The sequence below is a fragment of the Ottowia sp. VDI28 genome (assembly GCF_049532675.1).
In the GTDB taxonomy this organism is placed as follows: Bacteria; Pseudomonadota; Gammaproteobacteria; order Burkholderiales; family Burkholderiaceae_C; genus Ottowia.
On sequence record NZ_CP149820.1, the window covers coordinates 1,059,284 to 1,079,861 of the forward strand.

The following is a 20,578-nucleotide window of genomic DNA, read 5'->3' on the forward strand; positions in this document are numbered from 1 at the left end:
CGTTGAACCCGTTCTAAGCAAAACCGGGTAAATCCATGCAAGAACTTCTACAGCAATTCATGCAATGGCTGCATGCCCTGGGTATCCATCCCAGCCAGGAAACCGCCAGCGCCATTGGCGATGCGGTCGGACAGGCGGGGGCCGCTGTGGGCGGCGCGGTGGCGCCGGTAGTGGCCAAGATGGACATGGCCTCGCTCATGGCCCTGGCGGCGGCACTTGGCTGGGCCAGCGGGTTCCGGCTGTATGCGGTGGTTTTCCTGACCGGCGCCATGGGCTACGCCGGCTGGATTCCCCTTCCTGCCGGCCTGCACATCCTTGAGCATCCAGCCGTGATGGCGGTCAGCGGCTTCATGTTGCTGGTGGAGTTTTTTGCCGACAAGATCCCCTGGCTGGACAGCCTGTGGGATTCCATCAACAGCGTCATCCGCATTCCCGGCGGGGCGCTGCTGGCGGCCAGCGTGTTTGGCGCCGATTCGGCCACCATGGGGGTGGTGGCCGGTCTGCTCGGGGGCACCCTTGCGGCGACGTCGTTCGCCACCAAGGCCACTACACGCGCCGCCATCAATACGTCGCCAGAACCGTTTTCCAACTGGCTGGCTTCGTTTTTCGAGGATGGCCTGGTCGTGGCCGTCCTGTGGTTGGCGACCGCGCATCCCTTCATATTCGCCATCGCGCTAGTGGTGATGGTGCTGGTTTCCGTCGTATTGCTGGTAGTGCTTTACAAGTTCTTGAAGCTGGTCTTGGGCAAGCTGCGCGATTTCTTTGGCGCCACTCCACGCCCCTCGAGTAGCGTCTGATTTCTGAGGAGACTTCCGTGTTTGACAAAATCCTGATCGCCAACCGTGGCGAAATTGCTTGCCGCGTGGCGGCTACCGCGCGCCGCCTGGGCGTGAAGACCGTGGCGGTGTATTCCGATGCCGATGCGCATGCCAAGCATGTGGCCTCCTGCGATGAGGCCGTGCACATCGGCGGAAGCGCGCCCAAGGAAAGTTACCTGCAATGGCAGCGCATCCTGGATGCCGCCAAGGCTACCGGCGCGCAAGCCATTCATCCCGGGTACGGTTTCTTGAGCGAGAATGAGGATTTCGCCCTGGCCTGTGCGGCAGCCGGCCTGGTGTTCATCGGCCCGCCTGCTTCCGCGATCAAAGCCATGGGCCTGAAAGCCGAATCGAAACGCCTCATGGAATCCGCCAGCGTGCCGCTCGTTCCTGGCTACCACGGGGCTGATCAGGATCCGGCTCTGCTGCACCGGGAAGCTGACCGCATCGGCTACCCTGTGCTGATCAAGGCCAGCGCTGGCGGCGGAGGCAAGGGCATGCGGGCCGTGGAAAAGAGCGAGGATTTCATGGCGGCGCTCGAATCATGCAAGCGCGAAGCCACGAACAGTTTCGGCGACGATGCCGTGCTGATCGAAAAATACGTGCAGCGCCCGCGTCATATCGAGATCCAGGTGTTCGGCGACCAACACCAGAACTACGTCTATCTGTTCGAACGGGATTGCTCGGTGCAGCGCCGCCACCAGAAAGTGCTGGAGGAAGCCCCGGCGCCCGGCATGCCCGAGAGCTTGCGCGCCGCGATGGGCGAGGCGGCCGTCAACGCGGCGCGCGCCGTGGATTACGTGGGCGCTGGTACGGTGGAGTTCATCGTGGAGCAGCCTGGGGGCTACGAGAGGCCTGATCAGATGAAGTTCTACTTCATGGAGATGAACACGCGCCTGCAGGTAGAGCACCCGGTGACCGAAGCCATCACGGGCCTCGATCTGGTCGAATGGCAATTGCGCGTGGCATCCGGCGAACCGCTGCCACTGGAGCAGGACGATCTGATGATCGACGGCCACGCCATTGAGGCCCGTATCTGCGCGGAAAATCCCGACAAGAATTTCCTGCCTGCCACCGGCACCCTGCAGGTCTACCGCAAGCCGCCGCATTCGAGCTTCGCGTTCGACGTGGTGCGCGTGGACGATGGTGTGCGCGAGGGCGATGCCATCAGTCCGTTTTACGATTCGATGATCGCCAAGCTCATCGTGTGGGGCGAAACCCGTCAGGAAGCGCTGGCCAAGCTCGATGCGGCGCTGGCCGCCACCCACATTGCCGGCCTGCAAACCAACGTGCAATTCCTCCGCCACGTGCTGGCGACGGAGTCATTCAGCCAGGCCAAGCTGGATACGGCGCTGATCCAGCGCGAAGAGAAAAGCCTTTTCAAGCAGGACAAGCTCGGTGTTCAGATGACCGTGGCCGCTGCGGTGGCGCAAACCGTGCTGAATGAGCGCGCGGCTGAAACCAACGACCCCTTCAGCCGGCGCGATGGCTTCCGTTCGCACGGCGTGGCTTCGCGGCGAATCGATTTTGAGTACAAGGGTGAGCCGGTGGTGGCCAAGCTGCGCTACTTGGACGACGGGCTGCAGTTGAAAGTAGGTGAGGCGGAAGCCGCGCCGTTTGTTTTCACTGCTGAGCCGCAAGGCCGTATCGACGTGCGCTTTGGCAACGATCGCCAGGTGGTGCAGGTTCATGCGCGGGGCGAAACGGCCCACGTGTTCGGTACGCGTGGTGCAGCCACCATCACTGAGCTCGACGTGCTTTCGCATGCGGGTGAGGGTGCAGGCGAAGGTGGCCGGCTGACAGCCCCCATGCCAGGCAAAGTGGTCTCCATAGCCGTCAAAGTGGGTGACAAGGTGAGCAAGGGCCAGCATCTCGCTGTGATGGAAGCCATGAAAATGGAGCACACTATTGCCGCGCCGAAAGATGGCGTGGTGGCCGAGCTGTTGTTCGCGCCGGGTGAACAGGTAACCGAGGGAGCCGAACTGCTTCGCTTGACAAGCTGAGCGCAGGCAGACACGCCCCAAGGAACACAACGAGGAGGAAGTTAGTCATGAGGACGGCAAGTACGTGTTTCCGGGGTGGCGTGGCGCTTTTGGCTCTGGGGGCCGCCCTGCTTTCGGGCTGCGCCACGATGAGCGAGGAGCAATGCCGTGGCGCGAACTGGGCGGCTCTGGGGCAATCCGATGCGCGCGACGGAGACATGCCGGAATTCGGCGCTGATCGTGTGAAAAGCTGCGCCGAAAAGGGCGTTCCCGGCAATCTGGCGGAATGGCGGCGCGGCTGGGAGATCGGCCGGCGCGAGGTTTGCACGCCGGGCAATGCGGTTTCCTGGGCTCAGCGCAGCAGCGATTACACGGCGGGTTTCTGCCCGCCTGATCTGGAGCCGGTGTTCCTGTCGGTTTACAGGCCAGCCCGCGACCGTTACCAATACGAAAAGCGCATCCGGGATCTGCAGACGCAGATCGATGACCGCTCACGCAGGCTCGAGGACGTCATCCGCGACATGGGCCGCTCAGAGAATCAGTCGCGGCAGAAGCAGGCCGATCTGGCGGCACGCCGGTCTTCCCTCGAGCAGGAGATCCGCAGCCTGCGCGATCGCATGCGCAACGAAACCATGATGAGGATCGGGCGTTGAGCCGCCCACGCTCCTAAGATTTGATCGACGCAGAAAACTTGAAACTCGCGAATGCCAACGCTGTCATGCCGATCTGCGTGATGGCACAAGACTGAACGGGGTCCTGACCGAAACCCACCAGCAGTGTTCCGATGGCCCCCATGGCCATCTGGCCAAATCCGTAGAACCCGGCTGCGGCGCCGCTGAGCGAGGGCACGACAGCCAGGGCGCTGCTCAAGGCGGCTGGGCTGGCGAGGCCGGCGCCGAAGGTCATCGTGATCGTGATGGCCAGCAAGGACGCGGGCGTCAACCACCCCATCCAGTGCACGATCAGTAGCGTGGCGGCCATGGCGAGCCCCAGGCCCGATCCCATGAAGAGCAGGCGCTCGGCCGGGCAGCGCCCGGCAATCCGGCGCGTGAGGAGTGTGCCCAGGCTCGCACCCGCGATGGTGCTTGCCGCGAACCAGCCGACGTGTCTGATGGGCAGTCCCAGGTTGTCATGAACGATGTAAGGGACGGACGCAAGATAGGGGTAGAGAGCCGTCGATCCGGCGGCGCCGCCCAGCAGAAGCCCTGTGAATTTGGCATTGGATGCCAATCGAAGGTAATCACGCGCGATGAAGCGCACCTTCAGGGGCCGTAGCCCAAAGTGGGTTTCAGGAAGCCGCCTGTACGTGAAGGCCAGCATGGCGCAGCCGAGTATGACGAGAAACACGTAGATGGCACGCCAGCCGAAATGGTCCGCCAGATACGAGCCCACCACCGGCGCCAGCCCAGGTCCCACCATGGTCAGCAGGTTGAGCATGGCGATGTCCTTGGTGGTTCGCGTGGGATCAGCCGTATCTCGCACGATTGCGCGCCCGAGGGTGATGCCGGCGGCGCCACCGAGAGCCTGCAGCAGCCGAGCCATCACGAGCCACTCCACGGTGGAGGCGAACAGGGCCATCAGGCTGGCCATCAGGTAGATGGCCAGCCCGATCAACAACGCCGGGCGTCTGCCGAGGGCGTCCGAGAGGGGGCCATAGATCAGTTGTCCCAGGGCGAGGCCGAGCACATACAGGGTGACCGTCTGCTGCATGCTGGCGGCAGAGGCGCCCAGCGCCTGGCCCGCTATAGGGAGTGCAGGTACGAAGATGTGCATCGCCATGGTCCCACTGAGTGTGACCAGCACCAGCAGCCAAAGAGGTGCTCGAGGCGATCGTTCTGTGGTGTCGGAGGCGGCGCTCATGTCAGGCTCTTCAGTGCATCAAAGCGCTGGGCGATCTTTTCCAGCGATCCGCGCATGACGTCGACCTCTTGTGCAGAGAGGCCTGCCAGGATCGCGCTTTCGATTTCCAGGCTTTTGGCGAGGATCAATCGGGCTGTGTTGCGCCCGGCGGGGGTCAGGCCGATGGATTTGGCCCGGCGATCCGTAGAGTCGACTTCCCAGTCGATCAGGCCGGCTTCGCGCAGATGCGTCAGCACCCGCACCAATGAGGACGTATCCAGCGACAAGGCATCGGCCAAGTCTTTCTGGCGCAGAGCCCCTTCATGGGCATACAGCGCCAACAAAGGCAGGCGGGTGGCGTCGGAGAGGCCCAGAGTCTTGAAACTCAGATCCATTTGACGGCGCCACTGCCGGTAGACCGTTCCGAGCAGAAGCCCAAAGCGCGACCGCGCTTGCTGGCGGTCCAGCTCAGAAATCTCTGAAGGGTAATTGGTTTGCATGCAAAGTATATTCTAAGGGTTTTCCCTTGAATACAGATCCACGCAAGCAGGAAGCCCCTATATGCTCGTCTGCGGTACCTCCATCGCCCTTAGGCGATCGAACGGGAGCGCCTGCTTCACCAGAATCACCGTACACGGCGCCCGCATGGCCACCCGTATGGGGACCGTGGCTACGAAGCGCTGCATCTGCAGTCCGTGCGTGGCCGCACCCATCACGATCGTGCTGACATGGTTGGCTTCCGCATGCCGCACGATGGCTTCCGCTACGTCGCTGGATTCCAGCACGTGGTAGGAGGTTTGATGGCCCGTGAGGTCAAGCCCGCGGGCCCAGTTCTGCAGCATCGCCAGCATGGCGCGGTGTACAGCGGTTTCACTGGTTTCCTCATCGGCGCTGTTGCTGGGCGCTACGACAGTGACACAAGCAAGGCGGGCACTCGGGCTGATCCCCAGAGAGCGGCTGACTGCCTGGCGCAACGAGTACAACGTGGCATCGGAGGCATCCTGGTGCGGCACGGCGACCAGCAGGATGGGCACTTCCGCGATCTGCCTGGCAGGCAGGGGGCTTGGCTGGTAGTGCGCGCCGGCCGCGCGGAGCCAGCGTTTGAAATGCGTGAAAAATCCCGTGCCTTTCAGGCGCCGGCCCCGTTCGGTGACCTCGATCTGTGCCGGATGTGACAGGTCGAAAGCCAAGTGTGCCGCCGAGGGGTAGCGCCGGGCTGCTGCCGGCTCCAGGCAACGCAGGATGACTTCCTGCAGCCATTCGGGCAGGTCCGGACGGAGCTTGCGTGGAGGAGCGGGGTCGGCCCATAACCGCTGGCGCAGCCCGCCGTCGGTGCCTGGTGAACCGAAGGGCAACTCGCCCGTGGCCAGTTCGTACAGCATCACGCCGATGGAAAACACATCGCTGCGAGGGTCGCCGCGCATGCCCACGACCTGCTCAGGCGCCATGTAAGCCGGTGAACCGACCGCCTTGCGCATCTCCTCTGCCAGCAGATCGGGGTAGTGGGCATGGTAGCTGAGGCCGAAATCGAGCAACACGGCCGAGAAGGCAGGAGGGGCGATTTCCTCCTGGATGATGACGTTGGCGGGTTTCAAATCCAGATGCACCGCGTTCTGCTGATGCAGGGCGTGAGCGGCTGTCGCTACGGCCGCACCCAGTGCGGCTATCGTCGGCGGGGAACTGAGCGCCTGCCCCGCTTGCGGGAGCCAATGGCTCAACATACGGCCGGGCACGTACTCCATCACGAGGTAGGGCATCACGGCGATGTCGCCTGCTGCCACCAAGCGCGGCACGTGCGGGCCGCTCAGCGCCTGCATGATCTGATGCTCCACCTCGAAGCCGATGATGTTTTCCGCACCATCCGCCGCGGTCATGCGGGGCACCTTCATCACCATGTCGAAGGGGGCGTGGCGGCCATCGGCATAGGCGACTTTGTAGATCAGGGCCATGCCGCCCTTGTGCAGCAACTCGCCGATGCGAAAGCCGTCGATATCGGCCCCTAAGAGGAGCCGTCTCATCGTCCGTATTCCAGGCGGTCGGCGAAAAAGGCCGGCAGCTCCGTGGCGCGGATAGCCGCCATGGCTCCCTGAACGTCATAAGGCACCCGGTGAAAGGTCAACTGCTCCGCGTTGTCGTCAAAGATCGCATACATGGCATCTATCCGCCCATCGCGGGGTTGCCCCACCGAGCCCACCGTGGCCAGCCAGAGACGATGGCGCGGTACGGGAATCGGCACCCCAGGGGTGGGAGCAAAGGGCATCAGCTTGCCCGCTCCACCGCGGAAAAACAGGGTCTGGCTGTGTACGTGGCCGCCAAAAACATGGCGCACCTTTTCGCTGCCTATGGGGGGTGCATCGCGGCGTCGAGGCTGGCGGCAGCCAGCTCTGGCGTTTCCACGTAGCGCCAGCTTCCCGGTGCGTCAGCGCTCGCATGTACCAGCAGGAAGCTGCTCTCGGCATGCGTCATCGGCAAGCCGGCCAGAAACTCGCGCTCATCCAGGGAAAGCTGCCGCTGCGTCCAGGCCACGCTGGCATGGCCCAGCGTCTTTTTCCCAGACACCAACAGTGAAGAGGCGTACGCATCGTGGTTGCCCTTGACAGCCATGGCGCCACTCCCGCAAAGAGCCCTGACGCGCTGGATCACCGCACCGGGCTCCGCTCCATATCCCACCAGATCGCCCAGAAAGGCATGGCGTTCCGCACCGGCCCGTTCCGCATGAGCCAGACAGGCGTCCAACGCGTGGCGGTTGGCGTGGACATCGGCAAACAAGGCGAGCTTCATCGGAGGCTTTTCAGGGGGTATCTTCACAAAACGCATGAAGGAGTCAATTGATGACACACGATGACATACGTTCTCAAGATGGCTCCATCATAGAAGTGCTGGATTCACCCTAGGTACGCGGCAAGTTTTCCGGCACGCCGCTACACTGGCAGGCTGCACTGCAACCTTAATACTGCCCGGATTAATTGCCATGTCCCTACCTTCCCGTGTGAAGCTCGTTGACGTAGGACCGCGTGACGGCCTGCAGAACGAAAAGCAGCCTGTGCCCGCTGCCATCAAGATTGGCCTCGTGCATCGCCTGCAGGAAGCAGGCCTGAAGGAAATTGAAGTCACGAGCTTCGTCAGCCCCAAATGGGTGCCGCAGATGGCTGATGCCGCCGAGGTGCTGGCCGGCATCGAACGGCGGCCTGACGTGCGCTACAGCGTGCTTACGCCGAACATGAAAGGTTTCGAGGGCGCGCTGGCCTCCGGGGTAGACGAGATCGTGGTTTTCGCGGCTGCCAGCGAGGCTTTCAGTCAGAAAAATATCAACTGCTCCATCGCCGAGAGCATCGAGCGCTTTGCTCCGGTGGTCGAGGCGGCACGCGCCAAGGGCATTTTTGTGCGCGGAGCCATGAGCTGTGTGGTGGGTTGCCCTTATGAAGGTGAGGTAGCCCCGGAGCAGGTGGGGTATCTTGCCAAGCTCATGAAGGGGGTCGGCGTGCAGCACATCGGTGTGGCCGACACGATTGGCGTGGGCACTCCTCGCAAAATACAGCGGGCCGTAGAGGAAACCCTCAAGCACTATGAGCTGGATGAGGTGTCTGGCCATTTCCACGACACCTACGGCCAGGCGCTGGCCAATACGCTGGCCACATTGGAAATGGGGGTGTGGCAGTACGATACCTCGGTGGCCGGCCTTGGCGGCTGCCCGTATGCCAAGGGCGCTACCGGCAACGTGGCGACCGAAGATGTGGCCTACATGCTGCGGGGCATGGATATCGAGACCGGTATTGATTTCGACAAGCTTGTGGATGCCGGCGCCTATATCAGCGATTTTCTGCAGCGCAAGCCCAATTCGAACGCGGCGAAGGCAGTGCTGAACAAGCGCGCCGGGTGAGGGCATGGAGCACGCACTGAAAGCGCCTCCAGAGGGCATGCAACGCGTGACCCAGGCCCTTGCGGCTGCTGGCCACACGCACGCGCCCGTCATGCTCGATGACGCCGCGCGCACGGCCGCTCAGGCGGCTGACGCCCTGGGCGTAGTGGTCGGCCAGATCGCCAAGAGCATCATCTTCCGCCGCAAGGAAGATGACGCGGCGGTGCTGGTCATCACGTCCGGAGACCGGCGTGTCGACGAGAAGAAGGTGGCGGCGCTGGTCGGCAAGATTGGCCGTGCCGATGCCGAGTTTGTCAAAGTCAAGACCGGTTTCACCATCGGCGGTGTGTCGCCGGTGGCGCATACCAGTGAACCCGTCACCCTGATCGACCGAGAACTGTCCCGCTTCAGCGAGATATGGGCCGCGGCTGGGCATCCGCACGGCGTGTTCAAGCTCGCATTCGCCGATCTTGAGCGTCTGACCGGTGCGCCTGTGGCCGACGTCGTTGAGTCGGCGTGAGTCTTGAAACCATCGCGCTGGAGGCCCGGCACGCACGAGCCCACGGGCAACCGCTGCCCTCTCCGTGCGTGAAGGTTTGCCGCATCAATCCGGGCACCAACTGGTGCGAAGGCTGCCTGCGCCGGCTGGATGAAATCGGCGGCTGGGGCTCGATGACGGAAGACACCAAGTGGGCCATATGGGAGCGCATCCAGCAGCGCCACAGTAAGGAATTGCCATGAAGCGCATCGACTTTTACCTGGACTTCATTTCGCCTTACGCCTATTTGGCATTCGAGCAGTTACCGCAGGCGCTGGAGGGCTTGAGCTATGACGTGGTGTATCGCCCCATCCTCTTTGCGGGCCTGCTCAAGCATCACGGCCAGTTGGGGCCCGCGGAGATCCCCGGCAAACGCGAATGGACTTACCGCCAGGTAGCCTGGCTGGCGAGCGCCCAGGGCACGGCCTTCCGGATGCCGGCTGCGCATCCGTTCAATCCTCTGCCGTTGCTGCGGCTGGCCATGGCTTGCGCTGATCAGGGGACGCCGAACCGCTATCAATGCGAGACGATCTTTCGCCATGTCTGGTGTTCCGGTGATGCTGCGGACGATGCGGCGCGGTTGGCCGAATTGACAGCGCAATTGGCGCCGGAGCGGGATCCGGCGGGAGACGAAGTCAAGCAGGCGTTGAAGGCCGCGACCGAGGCGGCAATCACGGCAGGTCTCTTCGGCGTGCCGAGCATGCTGGTCGACGACAAGCTGTTCTGGGGTCTTGATGCATTGCCTATGCTGAGGGCCTATCTTGAGGGCGATGCGCGCCTGGACGAAGCATGGAGCGCCCCAGAGCGTGTGGCGCAAAGCGTGCGGCGTCTCTGATGTCATAACAGTCAGTTATCGGGATTTTTCATTCCGTTATCGAGCAGCGGCGTTGGCGGAGGTCCAATGGCCTGAAAGCTTAGGTGTTCACTTATCTCATGTTTCTTTCTCTCCCATCCTTTCCGCCTGCGCGGGAATGGCGAGAGAAGAGATGTGTCGATGCCCCTGGCTTGCAAGGCGCGGTGTTCGTGGGAAATACCGTGATGAGTTATTCAAGACGGAAGGAGTCTTCGACCATGGTTTTTCCACTTCGCAGACGGCGCCTGCTGCAAGGCGCGGCCGCCTCTCTTGCCATGCCTGCGCTGAGCGCCTTTGCGCAAACTCCGGCCTGGCCGGCGCGCACCATCCGGTTCGTGACGCAGTCTGGGCCAGGGGATCCCGTCGACCTGCGGATGCGCGATTTCATGGTGGGCCTGGCGCCGCTGCTGGGAGGCGCCACGATGGTGCCGGACAACAAGCCTGGCGCTGGCGGTGTGCTGGCACACCAGTCGGTACTCAATGCACCCGCCGACGGCTACAGCGTGCTGCTGGGCAATGCCGCCATGACGATTCAGCCTAGCTTCAATCGGAAGCTGCCCTACAACCCGCAACGCGATCTCATGCCGGTGGCCATTCAGGGGCTGTCGCCCATCGGCCTCGCCATACCGGCTTCCCGCCCGGAGAAAACGCTGAAGGAGTGGCTCCAGTACGCGCGCCAGCAAAACGGGAAACTGAATTACTCTTCAGTGGGCAACGGCTCGCCCTCGCATCTTTATGGTTTTCAACTGGCCGACAGCATGGGATTCAAGGCCACGCACATCCCCTTCAAGGGAGGCAACCCCGGCCTGCTGGCCATGTTGGCCGGTGACATCCAGTACGGTATGTACGACACCTTCACCCTGCGTCCGTTGCTGAGCAAAAACAGCCTGCGCCTGCTGGCCATTACCGGCGACCAGCGCAGCAAGTACCTACCCGATGTGCCCACGTTCAAGGAACTCGGGTATACCGGCTTCGAGCGGATGGGCTGGACAGGCTACTTTCTCAAGACGGGTACTTCACAGGCCATCGTGGACAAGCTGGCGCACGCCATCAACCAGCTCAACGCCACGGCGGAATGGGAGAAAAAGCGCGATGAGCTATGGTCCGCTTGGCGGTCCATGACCCCTGCGGAACTGGCGCAGCAGGTCGCGTCGGAAACCAAGGCGTGGGGAGCCATCGTGGAGAAGGCCGGCGTCTATGCGGACTGAAGCCGAAGCCTCCTCACTGGTCCCGAACGCCTGCTGAACCGATTCCGAAAGACCTCAACCATGGATTCCATCTCTTCCCTCGCCGATGGCGTGATGCAGGGTTTTCCGCCTTCGCTGCAGACGCGCATCACACCGCAGAACTGGCATGAACCCGCCTTCCTGCGTTGGAGCCTGATGAACCGTTCGCTGCAGGTGCCTACCGTCTCCATCTGGCGCGGCGATGGTCCTGTCAGTGTGTTGCCCGAGGCCCCGCAGGCGCTCGATACCCTGCCGGTGCCAGGGCTGGACGGCACGCCCGCGCCGCTCCAGGATGTGCTGGCCACGCTGGACGTGGATGCCTTTCTCATCATGCATCGCGGGCGCATTGTCTACGAACGCTACCTGCACGGCATGCGGCCTCAAACCCTGCATGGCACCGCTTCTGTCAGCAAGTCTTTCATGGCCATGTTGGCGGGCATTCTTCAGGGGCAGGGCGTGCTGGATTTCCAGCAGGAGGCGCAGTATTACGTGCCGGAGATGCGCGGGACGGCCATGGGCGATGCCACCTTGCAGCAATTGCTGGACATGCAGGCCGGTATCCAGCGCCCGGTACTCGCGGGGCGGGCCAACGTCATGGGGCAACAGGACGGCGGCGTTTACGAAATTCTGGGCCTGCTGCCGCTCCAGGAGGGCACCCCGGCCGACTTCTATGAGTTTGTGCTGCGCAAGCCGCGCGCGGGCTCGCATGGGAAGCAGTTCTATTACGACAACGGCACTATCGAGGCGGTGGCCTGGGCGGTGCGCCGAGCGACTGGGCGCACCATCGCGGAGCTGTATTCCGAGTTGCTGTTCGCCCCCGTGGGCGTTCAGCGCGATGCCTACTTGACCGTCGACCGGCTGGGCGCGGAGTTCACCGCCGGCGGGTTGACGATGACGCTGCGCGACATGGCCCGCTTTGGGGAGATGTTGCGCCACGGTGGCCACTGGAACGGCCGGCAGATTGTTCCCGAGGCCTTCGTGGCCGACACGCGAAGAAACGGAGATCGCGCGCTGTTCGCCGCGTCGCCGCGGCACAGCGTCATGCCCACGGGCTCCTATCGGAATTGCTTTTTCAACATGCACGACGACATGGAAGGCTTTGCGGCCTCAGGGCGATACGGCCAGCGCATCTACGTCTCGCCGCAGGCAGAACTGGTGGTGGCTCAGTTCAGCTCAGCCGGCGGCGCGCCGCCTCCGCATCCCTTCGATGGGCCGACCGTGGTGTTGCAGCACGCGCTGGCAACGCACTTCGCGGGCTAGGATCACCGTACCTTGGATTCCGGACCCTGACGTTGACCGAAAAAATTTTCTACGGATTTACCCGTAGATTGGACGACGTCACGGCCTCTTTCATCTCGTTCATTGGCGCGAAATTTCATATAAAGAAATTTAACGTCAGGGTTGCCCCTGATTTTTTGGGAGCGCACGCCGAACGGCCTGTCTTCAGAGGGAAAAGCTGTCAGAAAAGGGTCAGCAACTGCTTTCACATTTGCAGTGCGACATCCTGTCGGCAATTACCACCTTCAAGAGGAGACAACGCATGGCAACAACGGCTGCAAGGCCCATGACGGCGGAGGAGAGGAAAGTCATCTTCGCTTCGTCGCTGGGCACCGTATTCGAGTGGTACGACTTCTATCTCTACGGGTCGCTTGCGGCCATCATCGCCAAGCAGTTCTTCGCTGGCCTGGATCCGACTTCCGCGTTCATTTTTGCGCTGTTCGCTTTTGCAGCGGGCTTTATCGTCCGGCCTTTCGGCGCGCTCTTCTTCGGCCGCCTGGGCGACATGATCGGGCGCAAATACACCTTCCTGGTCACCATCCTGATCATGGGCCTGTCGACCTTCATTGTCGGCCTGTTGCCCAACTATGCGTCCATCGGCGTACTGGCACCAGTCATCCTGATCGTGCTGCGCATGCTGCAGGGCCTGGCACTGGGCGGTGAGTACGGCGGCGCCGCCACCTATGTGGCCGAGCACGCGCCGCACGGCAAGCGCGGTGCCTATACATCGTGGATCCAGACCACGGCTACGCTCGGCCTGTTCCTCTCGCTGATCGTTATTTTGATCGTGCGGAACGTGACCGGCGAGGAGGCTTTTGCTGCCTGGGCATGGCGGATTCCGTTCCTGGTGTCGATCGCGTTGCTGGCAGTGTCGGTGTGGATCCGGCTGTCGATGAATGAGTCGCCGGCGTTCCAGAAGATGAAGTCGGAAGGCAAGACCTCCAAGGCGCCGCTGTCCGAATCGTTTGGCCAATGGAAGAACCTGAAGGTGGTGCTGCTGGCGCTGTTCGGTCTGGTTGCCGGGCAGGCCGTGGTCTGGTACACGGGCCAGTTCCAGGCGCTCTTCTTCCTGCAGAGCGTGCTGAAGGTGGATGCCTCCACCGCCAACATCATGATCGCCATTGCGCTGCTGATCGGCACACCGTTCTTCGTCATCTTCGGCACGCTGTCCGACAAGATCGGCCGCAAGCCCGTCATCATGGCAGGCTTGCTGCTGGCGGCATTGACCTATTTCCCGCTCTTCAAGGCGCTGACCCAGGCTGCCAACCCTGATCTGGCCGCCGCACAGGCCGCCAACCAGGTGGTCGTGACGGCCAATCCCGCAGAGTGCTCGTTCGGTGGCAACCCTGTGGCGCGTGAGATCGATTTCCGCACTTCGTGCGATATCGCCAAGCGCTTCCTGGCAGCCAACTCGGTGAGCTACGAAAACGTGGCTGGCAGCGGCCCTGCCGTGGTGAAAATTGGCCAGAAAGAGATCCCCGTCCCCGCCGGTAATGTGGTGAACAGCAAATTCGACGAAGCCAGTGCTGCCGCCATCGCCGCTTTCAAGAAGGATGTGAGCGACACGCTGAAGGCTGATGGCTATCCGGCCAAGGCGGATCCGGCGAAGATGAACAAGCCGCTGGTGATTGCCATCCTGACGCTGCTGGTGATCTACGTAACCATGGTCTATGGGCCTATCGCGGCCGCGCTGGTGGAGATGTTCCCCACCCGCATCCGGTACACCTCCATGAGCTTGCCTTACCACATCGGTAACGGCTGGTTCGGCGGCATGCTGCCCACCATCTCGTTCGCCATGGTGGCCTCGAACGGCAACATGTACTACGGCCTCTGGTACCCGATCGTGATCGCGGTCATCACCTTTGTCATCGGCATGCTGTTCGTGCGCGAGACGAAGGATGTGGATATCTACGCATCCGATTGATCTGATTCTCTGAATTGACCGGCCGGTGGCGTGTCCACCGCAGAAAAACCGCCTCGGGGCGGTTTTTCTTTTTCTGAGACGAAGAACCCTCGCCGGCAAGGGAAACGTTCGAGGCATAGAATTTCTGGCCTCCACCTGCCGGACCCTGCCTCATGCCCTCTCCGCTGATCCGCATACGCGGCGCACGCCAGCACAATCTGAAAAACCTCGATCTCGATATCCGCACCGGCGAGCTGACGGTGGTCACGGGCCCCAGCGGCTCGGGTAAATCGAGTTTGGTGTTCGACACCCTGTATGCCGAGGGGCAGCGGCGTTATGTCGAGACTTTCAGCGCCTATGCGCGGCAGTTTCTCGACCGCATGGACAAACCTGCGGTCGACAAGGTGGAAGGCGTGCCTCCAGCAATCGCCATCGACCAGACCAACCCGGTGCGCAGCTCGCGCTCCACGGTCGGCACCATGACGGAGCTGAACGACCACCTGAAGCTGCTCATCGCACGTGCGGGCCAGTTGTTCGACAGCCAGACGGCGCAGGCGGTGCGTCACGACACACCGGAGACGATCGCTGCCGCCCTGGCTGAACGTGCGGCGGAACTGGGTGATCCCAGGCTGGTGCTGACTTTTCCGGTCGAGCTGCCGGGAAGCACCACCGCGGAAGAAGTCGCGCAATGGCTTTCGGTGAGCGGCTTCACCAAGGTACAGGCCGAGCGCGAAGTGGCGGCACCCGGAGGCGGGACCAACAAGGTGCTCGATGTGGTGGCTGACCGTTTCCGTATGGGCAACGCCGAGAAGGTGAGGGTGATCGAGGCGATCGAAGTGGCGCTGCACCGGAGTTCCGGGCGACTGAATGTCTATGCCCTCCGGGAAGAGGGCGCGCGACCCGCCGCCGGGCCGTCCCAAGGCGGGTCAGCCCCCTCGGGGGGCAGCGAACCACACGAAGTGGGGAGCGTGGGGGCACTACAGCCTGACTTGTGGCGCTTTTCTACCGGATTGCATTGCCCCGAGAGCGATCTGCGCTACCGCGAGCCGATCCCCTCGATGTTCTCCTTCAATTCTGCCGTTGGCGCCTGCGATGCTTGCCGGGGCTTCGGGCGCGTGATCGGGGTCGATTGGGGCCTGGTGATCCCCGATCAGCGGCTGACCTTGCGTGCTGGCGCGATCAAGCCGATCCAGACGCCCGCCTGGAGCGAATGCCAGGACGATCTCATGCGCCATGCCGAGACTGCCGGCATTCCGCGCGACACGCCTTGGAACAAGCTGACGCCCGAGCAGCAGCACTGGGTGATCGAAGGCACGCCGAACTTCAAGGAAGGCAACTGGAACAAGCAGTGGTATGGCATCCGCCGCTTCTTCAGGTACCTGGAGAGCAAGGCCTACAAGATGCACATCCGTGTGCTGCTCTCCAAATACCGCAGCTATACGACCTGCCCCGATTGCGGCGGCGCGCGGCTGAAGCTGGAAAGCATGCTTTGGCGAGTGGGCAGCAAGGCCGACGCCGACGCGGTGCTGCCGCCAAGCCAGCGCTTTATGCCCGTAGGAGTGGCCTGGACGCGCGAGCAATTGGAGGCCTTGCCAGGTCTATGCCTGCACGATCTGATGCTGTTGCCGATCGAGCGCTTGGGGAAGTTCTTCTCTGCGGGATGGACCGCGACGCGTCAGGCGGACGAAGGATCCGCCGCACCCGGTCTGCAACCCGCCAATGCCAACGCCCAGGCGCTCAAACTGATCCTGGAAGAAATCCAGGCCCGCCTGAAGTATCTCTGCGATGTGGGTATCGGTTACTTGACGCTGGATCGCCAAAGCCGGACGCTCAGCGGCGGCGAGGTGCAGCGCATCAACCTGACCACAGCGCTCGGCACTTCGCTCGTCAATACGCTTTTTGTGCTGGATGAACCCAGCATCGGCCTGCATCCGCGGGATATGGACCGCATCACCCAGGCCATGCAGCGCCTAAAGCGCGCGGGCAATACCCTGGTGGTGGTCGAGCATGACCCGGCCGTGATGCTGGCGGCGGACCGCGTGCTGGATTTCGGGCCTGGCCCGGGCGCGCAGGGGGGCGTATTGTGTTCGACGGCACGCCTGATGAGCTGCGCGAGTCTGAAACGCTCACGGGCGCCTATTTGGGTGGCCGGAAATCCATCGGTGCGAGCTTTTCCCGTCTCGTGGCCGCCAATACTCCCAGGCTGATCCTGGAGGGGGCGACCGAGCACAACCTGAAGAACCTCTCCATCGAGTTTCCCTTGCAGCGCCTGGTCACGGTGACGGGCGTTTCCGGTTCCGGCAAATCCACGCTGATCCAGGACATCCTGGCGCCCGCGCTGCTGCGGCATTTTGGCAAGGCGACCGAGTCGCCCGGCGCGCATGAGCGCCTGCTGGGCGCCGATCATCTGAGCGAAGTGGTGTTCGTCGATCAGTCGCCCATCGGGAAGACGGCGCGCTCCAACCCGGCGAGCTATGTCGGTGCTTGGGATGCCATTCGGGCGCTCTTCGCGAATGCATCGCTCGCCAAGCAGCGCGGCTACACCGCGGCCAAGTTCAGCTTCAACTCGGGTGACGGGCGCTGTCCCACCTGTGGCGGTTCGGGCTTCGAGCACGTGGAAATGCAGTTCCTCTCCGATGTATATCTGCGCTGCCCGGATTGCGACGGCAAGCGCTACCGGCCGGAGATTCTTGAAGTCACGATTGAGCGCGGAAACAGGCTTTTGAACGTAGCTGGCGTGCTGGATCTCACCGTAGCCGAAGCCGCGGCGTTGTTCGCGCAGGACCGGGAGGTGGTGCGCGTGCTGCAGCCCATTGCCGATGTGGGGCTCGATTATGTGAAGCTCGGCCAACCCGTGCCCACGCTGAGCGGGGGGAAGCGCAGCGGCTCAAGCTGGCGGGGTTCCTGGCCGAGGCGGCCAAGGGAGCCACGGCCAGCAAGCAGCCCAAGGCCACCAAGGGCACATTGTTCCTGTTCGATGAGCCCACTACCGGCCTGCATTTTGACGATATCGCCAAGCTCATGCGGGCCTTCCGCAAGCTGCTCGATGCGGGGCATTCGCTGATCGTGATCGAGCATAACCTTGATGTGATGCGCGCCAGCGACTGGCTGATCGATCTCGGTCCGGAGGGGGGCGACGCCGGCGGTGAACTGGTGGCGCAGGGCACACCCGAGGAGGTGGCGGCCAATCCTCGTTCCCATACGGGGGCCGCCTTGCGTGAATATGAAAAGCTGAGCGCTCAGGGCTCGGCGTTCAGCGTGCAAGAACCGCGTGCCGGCTATGCAGGCTCCACACTCGAAGCTGAACCTGCCACGCAGGCGACCGGGCAGATCGAGATCGTCCACGCCCGTGAACATAACCTGAAGAACATCAGCGTGGAGATTCCGCGGGGCAAGTTCAACGTCATTACCGGCGTTTCCGGCTCGGGCAAATCCACGCTGGCTTTCGACATTCTGTTCAACGAGGGGCAGCGGCGCTATCTTGAATCGCTCAATGCCTATGCGCGCAGCATCGTGCAGCCCGCGGGCCGGCCCGAGGTGGATGCTGTCTACGGCATTCCGCCTACTGTAGCCATCGAGCAGCGTCTGTCCCGCGGCGGCCGCAAGAGTACCGTGGGCACGGTCACCGAGGTGTGGCATTTCCTGCGCCTGCTCTACGTGAAGCTGGGCGTGCAGCATTGCATTCACGATGGCGCGGCGGTGCAGCCGCAGACCGCCGACCGCATTGCCGCGCAGATCCTGTCGCGCTATCGCGACCAGACCATTGGCTTGCTGGCGCCGCTGGTCGTCGGGCGCAAAGGCGTCTATACCGAACTCGCTGATTGGGCTCGCCCGCGCGGCTACACTCATTTGCGTGTGGACGGCGAATTTCTGCCCACCACAGGCTTTCCGCGTATCGACCGCTTCAAGGAACACACCATCGAGCTGCCCATGATGAGCCTGCTCGTCACGCCCGGCAACGAGGGTCAACTGCGCGAATCGCTGTCCCGGGCGCTGGAGCATGGCAAGGGTGTGGTGCACGTGCTGAGCGAGCTCGGAGGGCTGCGCGCGGCCATGGAATCCGGCCGCCCTACGGCCGGCATCGGCCGCGTCGAGGTGTTCTCGACCATCCGTGCCTGCCCGGTGTGCGCCACGAGCTACACCGAACTGGATCCGCGCTTGTTCAGCTACAACAGCAAGCACGGCTGGTGTCCCGATTGCGTGGGCACGGGCGTCAAGTTGACCAAGGAGCAGCGCAAGGTGCTCGATGATTCCGTGATGGCCGACGACCAGAAGGGGCGGGAGCAAACTTTCGCCGAGCCGGATGTCGAGGATGTCAGCGATGCGGTCTGCCCAACCTGCCAGGGTACCCGGCTGAACCCCATTGCGCGCGCGGTGCTGCTGGAGGGGGCTTCCATTGCCGCGGACGGTGGCGTTCCCATTACCAACCTGGCTCATTTCAGCGTGCGTGATCTGCGTACCTGGTTCGATGGCCTTCATCTCTCGGGCAGGGATGCCGACATCGCCCGCGACTTGATTCCCGAGATCAAGAGCCGCCTGGATTTCCTGGAGCAGGTCGGCCTGGGCTATCTCACGCTGGATCGCGGCGCTCCTACGCTCAGCGGCGGAGAGGCGCAGCGCATCCGGCTGGCTGCGCAACTAGGCAGCAACCTGCAAGGAGTCTGTTATGTGCTGGATGAGCCGACCATCGGCCTGCACGCGCGCGACAACCGCATCCTGCTGGATGCATTGCAAACCTTGAGCGACAAGGGCAATACGCTGGTGGTGGTCGAGCACGACGAAGACACCATTCGCCAGGCCGAGCACCTGATTGATATCGGCCCCGGGGCCGGCGTCCGGGGCGGCAGGCTGGTGGCGCAGGGAACGGCCACCGACCTGGAGGCCGCGGAGGATTCCGCCACCGGCCGGTATCTGCGCGATGCCATGCGCCATCCCATGCAGGCGCGCCGCCCGGTGGCGATGGCGGCCAAGCCGGACGGCGAGGGCACATTGGAGGTCCTCGGCGCCAAGCTGCATAACCTGAAAGGGATTGGTGTGGCCGTGCCGCTCAAGCGCCTGGTGGCTGTTACCGGCGTTAGCGGCTCGGGTAAATCCACGCTGGCGCGCGATGTGCTGCTGGCCAACGTGGCAGCCTGGGTTGGGCAGCGCGCCACCAAGGCAGGGCGCGACGCCATGGATGCCGGAAAGGCGCCGCCGCTGGTGGGCTGTACCGGCCTGCGCGGCTTCGAGAAGATCGACCGGGTGCTGGAAGTGGATCAGACACCCATCGGCAAGACGCCGCGCTCGTGCCCTGCCACCTACATCGGCTTCTGGGACACGGTGCGCAAGCTGTTCGCCGAAACGCTGGAGGCGCGCGCCCGCGGCTACGGCCCTGGCCGCTTCAGTTTCAACACCGGCGAAGGGCGCTGCCCGGCTTGCGAGGGCCAGGGCATGCGCACCATTGCCATGAGCTTTCTGCCGGATGTCAAGGTTCCGTGTGAGGTCTGCCATGGCGCCCGCTTCAACCCGGAGACCCTGGCTGTGACCTGGCGCGGCAAGAGCATCGGCGACGTGCTGCAGATGGAAGTCGACGAAGCTGTGGGTTTTTTCAGCACCATGCCGAACATCGCGCACCCGCTGCAGTTGCTCAAGGACGTGGGCCTGGGCTATCTCACCCTCGGCCAGCCTTCTCCCACGCTTTCGGGCGGGGAGGCCCAGCGCATCAAACTGGTGACGGAGCTATCCAAGGTGCGGGATGACGTGGGCAGGAGAGGGCAAAAGGCACCTCACACACTGTATGTGCTGGACGAGCCCACGGTCGGCCTTCACATGCAGGACGTGGAAAAGCTCATTCACGTGCTGCACCGTCTGGTGGACGGCGGCCACAGCGTGCTGGTGATCGAGCACGACCTCGACCTGATCGCCGAGGCGGACTGGATCATTGACCTGGGACCGGATGGCGGTGACGCCGGCGGGCAACTGGTGGCCGCCGGGACGCCAGAGGACGTGGTGCGTGCCGGCACCCATACTGGGGTTGCCCTGGCGCGGGTGCTTGCGCGTTCGGCACTCACCTGAAAGCCTGAGAAACAGAAATCCCTTCTCCTTGGCAGGCACCCATGTAACCATGTAAAGGAGGGAACAAAGGTTTGTTTCCGGCGGTCAGCTTTAAGAGCGTGTTCAAAGTCTCGGCGCGGGTTCGTTGCGCCGAGACTTTGAACACGCTCTAAGCGTTTCGGGTACCCGCCGAAGGTGCCTTTTGGGAGGTCTTTGTTGCATATGCGTACAAAACCACTCGAATTGGTA

General features: G+C 63.0%; 15 protein-coding genes and 1 pseudogene. 11 read left to right on the forward strand and 5 right to left on the reverse strand.

Annotated features, from left to right (window positions below; genetic code table 11):
- The first annotated feature begins 35 nt into the window (after positions 1–35).
- Genes WJU18_RS04930 through WJU18_RS04940 form a run of 3 tightly spaced genes read left to right on the forward strand, consistent with a single transcriptional unit; the run spans position 36 to position 3,453 of the window.
- Positions 36–797 carry a DUF4126 domain-containing protein gene (locus WJU18_RS04930; protein WP_423459023.1) on the forward strand — a complete coding sequence of 254 codons (762 nt, stop codon included), beginning with the start codon at positions 36–38 and terminating at the stop codon, positions 795–797.
- A gap of 17 nt (positions 798–814) precedes the next feature.
- A complete protein-coding gene (locus WJU18_RS04935) occupies positions 815–2,821 on the forward strand; it encodes an acetyl/propionyl/methylcrotonyl-CoA carboxylase subunit alpha (protein ID WP_423459024.1) in 2,007 nt (668 codons plus the stop codon).
- Positions 2,822–2,868: 47 nt separating this feature from the next.
- Positions 2,869–3,453, forward strand: a complete 585-nt coding sequence (locus WJU18_RS04940; protein ID WP_423459025.1) for a DUF2799 domain-containing protein — start codon at positions 2,869–2,871, stop codon at positions 3,451–3,453.
- 13 nt (positions 3,454–3,466) lie between these two features.
- Here the strand turns inward: WJU18_RS04940 and WJU18_RS04945 are convergent, their stop codons facing one another.
- The 5 genes from WJU18_RS04945 to WJU18_RS04965 are packed head-to-tail and all read right to left on the reverse strand — an operon-like array spanning position 3,467 to position 7,420.
- Complete coding sequence (locus tag WJU18_RS04945; RefSeq protein ID WP_423459026.1) at positions 3,467–4,660, reverse strand: multidrug effflux MFS transporter; 1,194 nt, start codon at positions 4,658–4,660, stop codon at positions 3,467–3,469.
- Positions 4,657–5,139, reverse strand: a complete 483-nt coding sequence (locus WJU18_RS04950; RefSeq protein ID WP_423459027.1) for a MarR family winged helix-turn-helix transcriptional regulator — start codon at positions 5,137–5,139, stop codon at positions 4,657–4,659. The genes WJU18_RS04945 and WJU18_RS04950 overlap by 4 nt, the downstream gene beginning before the upstream one ends.
- Positions 5,140–5,196: 57 nt before the next feature.
- A complete protein-coding gene (locus WJU18_RS04955; protein ID WP_423459028.1) occupies positions 5,197–6,657 on the reverse strand; it encodes a serine/threonine protein kinase in 1,461 nt (486 codons plus the stop codon).
- Entirely contained in the window at positions 6,654–6,968 is a 315-nt protein-coding gene (locus WJU18_RS04960; RefSeq protein WP_423459029.1) for a hypothetical protein, read from the reverse strand. Before WJU18_RS04960 ends, WJU18_RS04955 begins: the two co-directional genes overlap by 4 nt.
- Positions 6,969–6,979: 11 nt before the next feature.
- Positions 6,980–7,420, reverse strand: coding sequence for a metallophosphoesterase family protein (locus tag WJU18_RS04965; protein WP_423459030.1), 441 nt, complete (start codon positions 7,418–7,420; stop codon positions 6,980–6,982).
- A gap of 190 nt (positions 7,421–7,610) precedes the next feature.
- On the opposite strand from WJU18_RS04965, the gene WJU18_RS04970 reads away from it, so the two are divergent.
- The 8 genes and pseudogenes from WJU18_RS04970 to uvrA all read left to right on the forward strand — a co-directional run bounded on the left by WJU18_RS04970 (position 7,611) and on the right by uvrA (position 20,350).
- On the forward strand, positions 7,611–8,519 hold the full coding sequence (locus tag WJU18_RS04970) for a hydroxymethylglutaryl-CoA lyase (RefSeq protein WP_423459031.1): 909 nt from the start codon (positions 7,611–7,613) through the stop codon (positions 8,517–8,519).
- 4 nt (positions 8,520–8,523) lie between these two features.
- Positions 8,524–9,018: a YbaK/EbsC family protein gene (locus tag WJU18_RS04975; protein WP_423459032.1), complete on the forward strand. Its 495-nt coding sequence runs from the start codon at positions 8,524–8,526 to the stop codon at positions 9,016–9,018.
- Entirely contained in the window at positions 9,015–9,239 is a 225-nt protein-coding gene (locus tag WJU18_RS04980; protein WP_423459033.1) for a DUF1289 domain-containing protein, read from the forward strand. The genes WJU18_RS04975 and WJU18_RS04980 overlap by 4 nt, the downstream gene beginning before the upstream one ends.
- Entirely contained in the window at positions 9,236–9,871 is a 636-nt protein-coding gene (locus WJU18_RS04985; protein WP_423459034.1) for a 2-hydroxychromene-2-carboxylate isomerase, read from the forward strand. Before WJU18_RS04980 ends, WJU18_RS04985 begins: the two co-directional genes overlap by 4 nt.
- Before the next feature lie 236 nt (positions 9,872–10,107).
- The gene (locus WJU18_RS04990) at positions 10,108–11,097 is read left to right on the forward strand and encodes a Bug family tripartite tricarboxylate transporter substrate binding protein (protein WP_423459035.1); all 990 of its coding nucleotides are present in this window, start codon (positions 10,108–10,110) and stop codon (positions 11,095–11,097) included.
- A 60-nt stretch (positions 11,098–11,157) separates the two neighbouring features.
- Complete coding sequence (locus WJU18_RS04995) at positions 11,158–12,375, forward strand: serine hydrolase domain-containing protein (protein ID WP_423459036.1); 1,218 nt, start codon at positions 11,158–11,160, stop codon at positions 12,373–12,375.
- Positions 12,376–12,655: 280 nt separating this feature from the next.
- The gene (locus WJU18_RS05000; RefSeq protein WP_423459037.1) at positions 12,656–14,317 is read left to right on the forward strand and encodes an MFS transporter; all 1,662 of its coding nucleotides are present in this window, start codon (positions 12,656–12,658) and stop codon (positions 14,315–14,317) included.
- Positions 14,318–14,469: 152 nt separating this feature from the next.
- Positions 14,470–20,350, forward strand: a pseudogene (gene uvrA, locus WJU18_RS05005) (excinuclease ABC subunit UvrA).
- Positions 20,351–20,578: the final 228 nt, after the last annotated feature.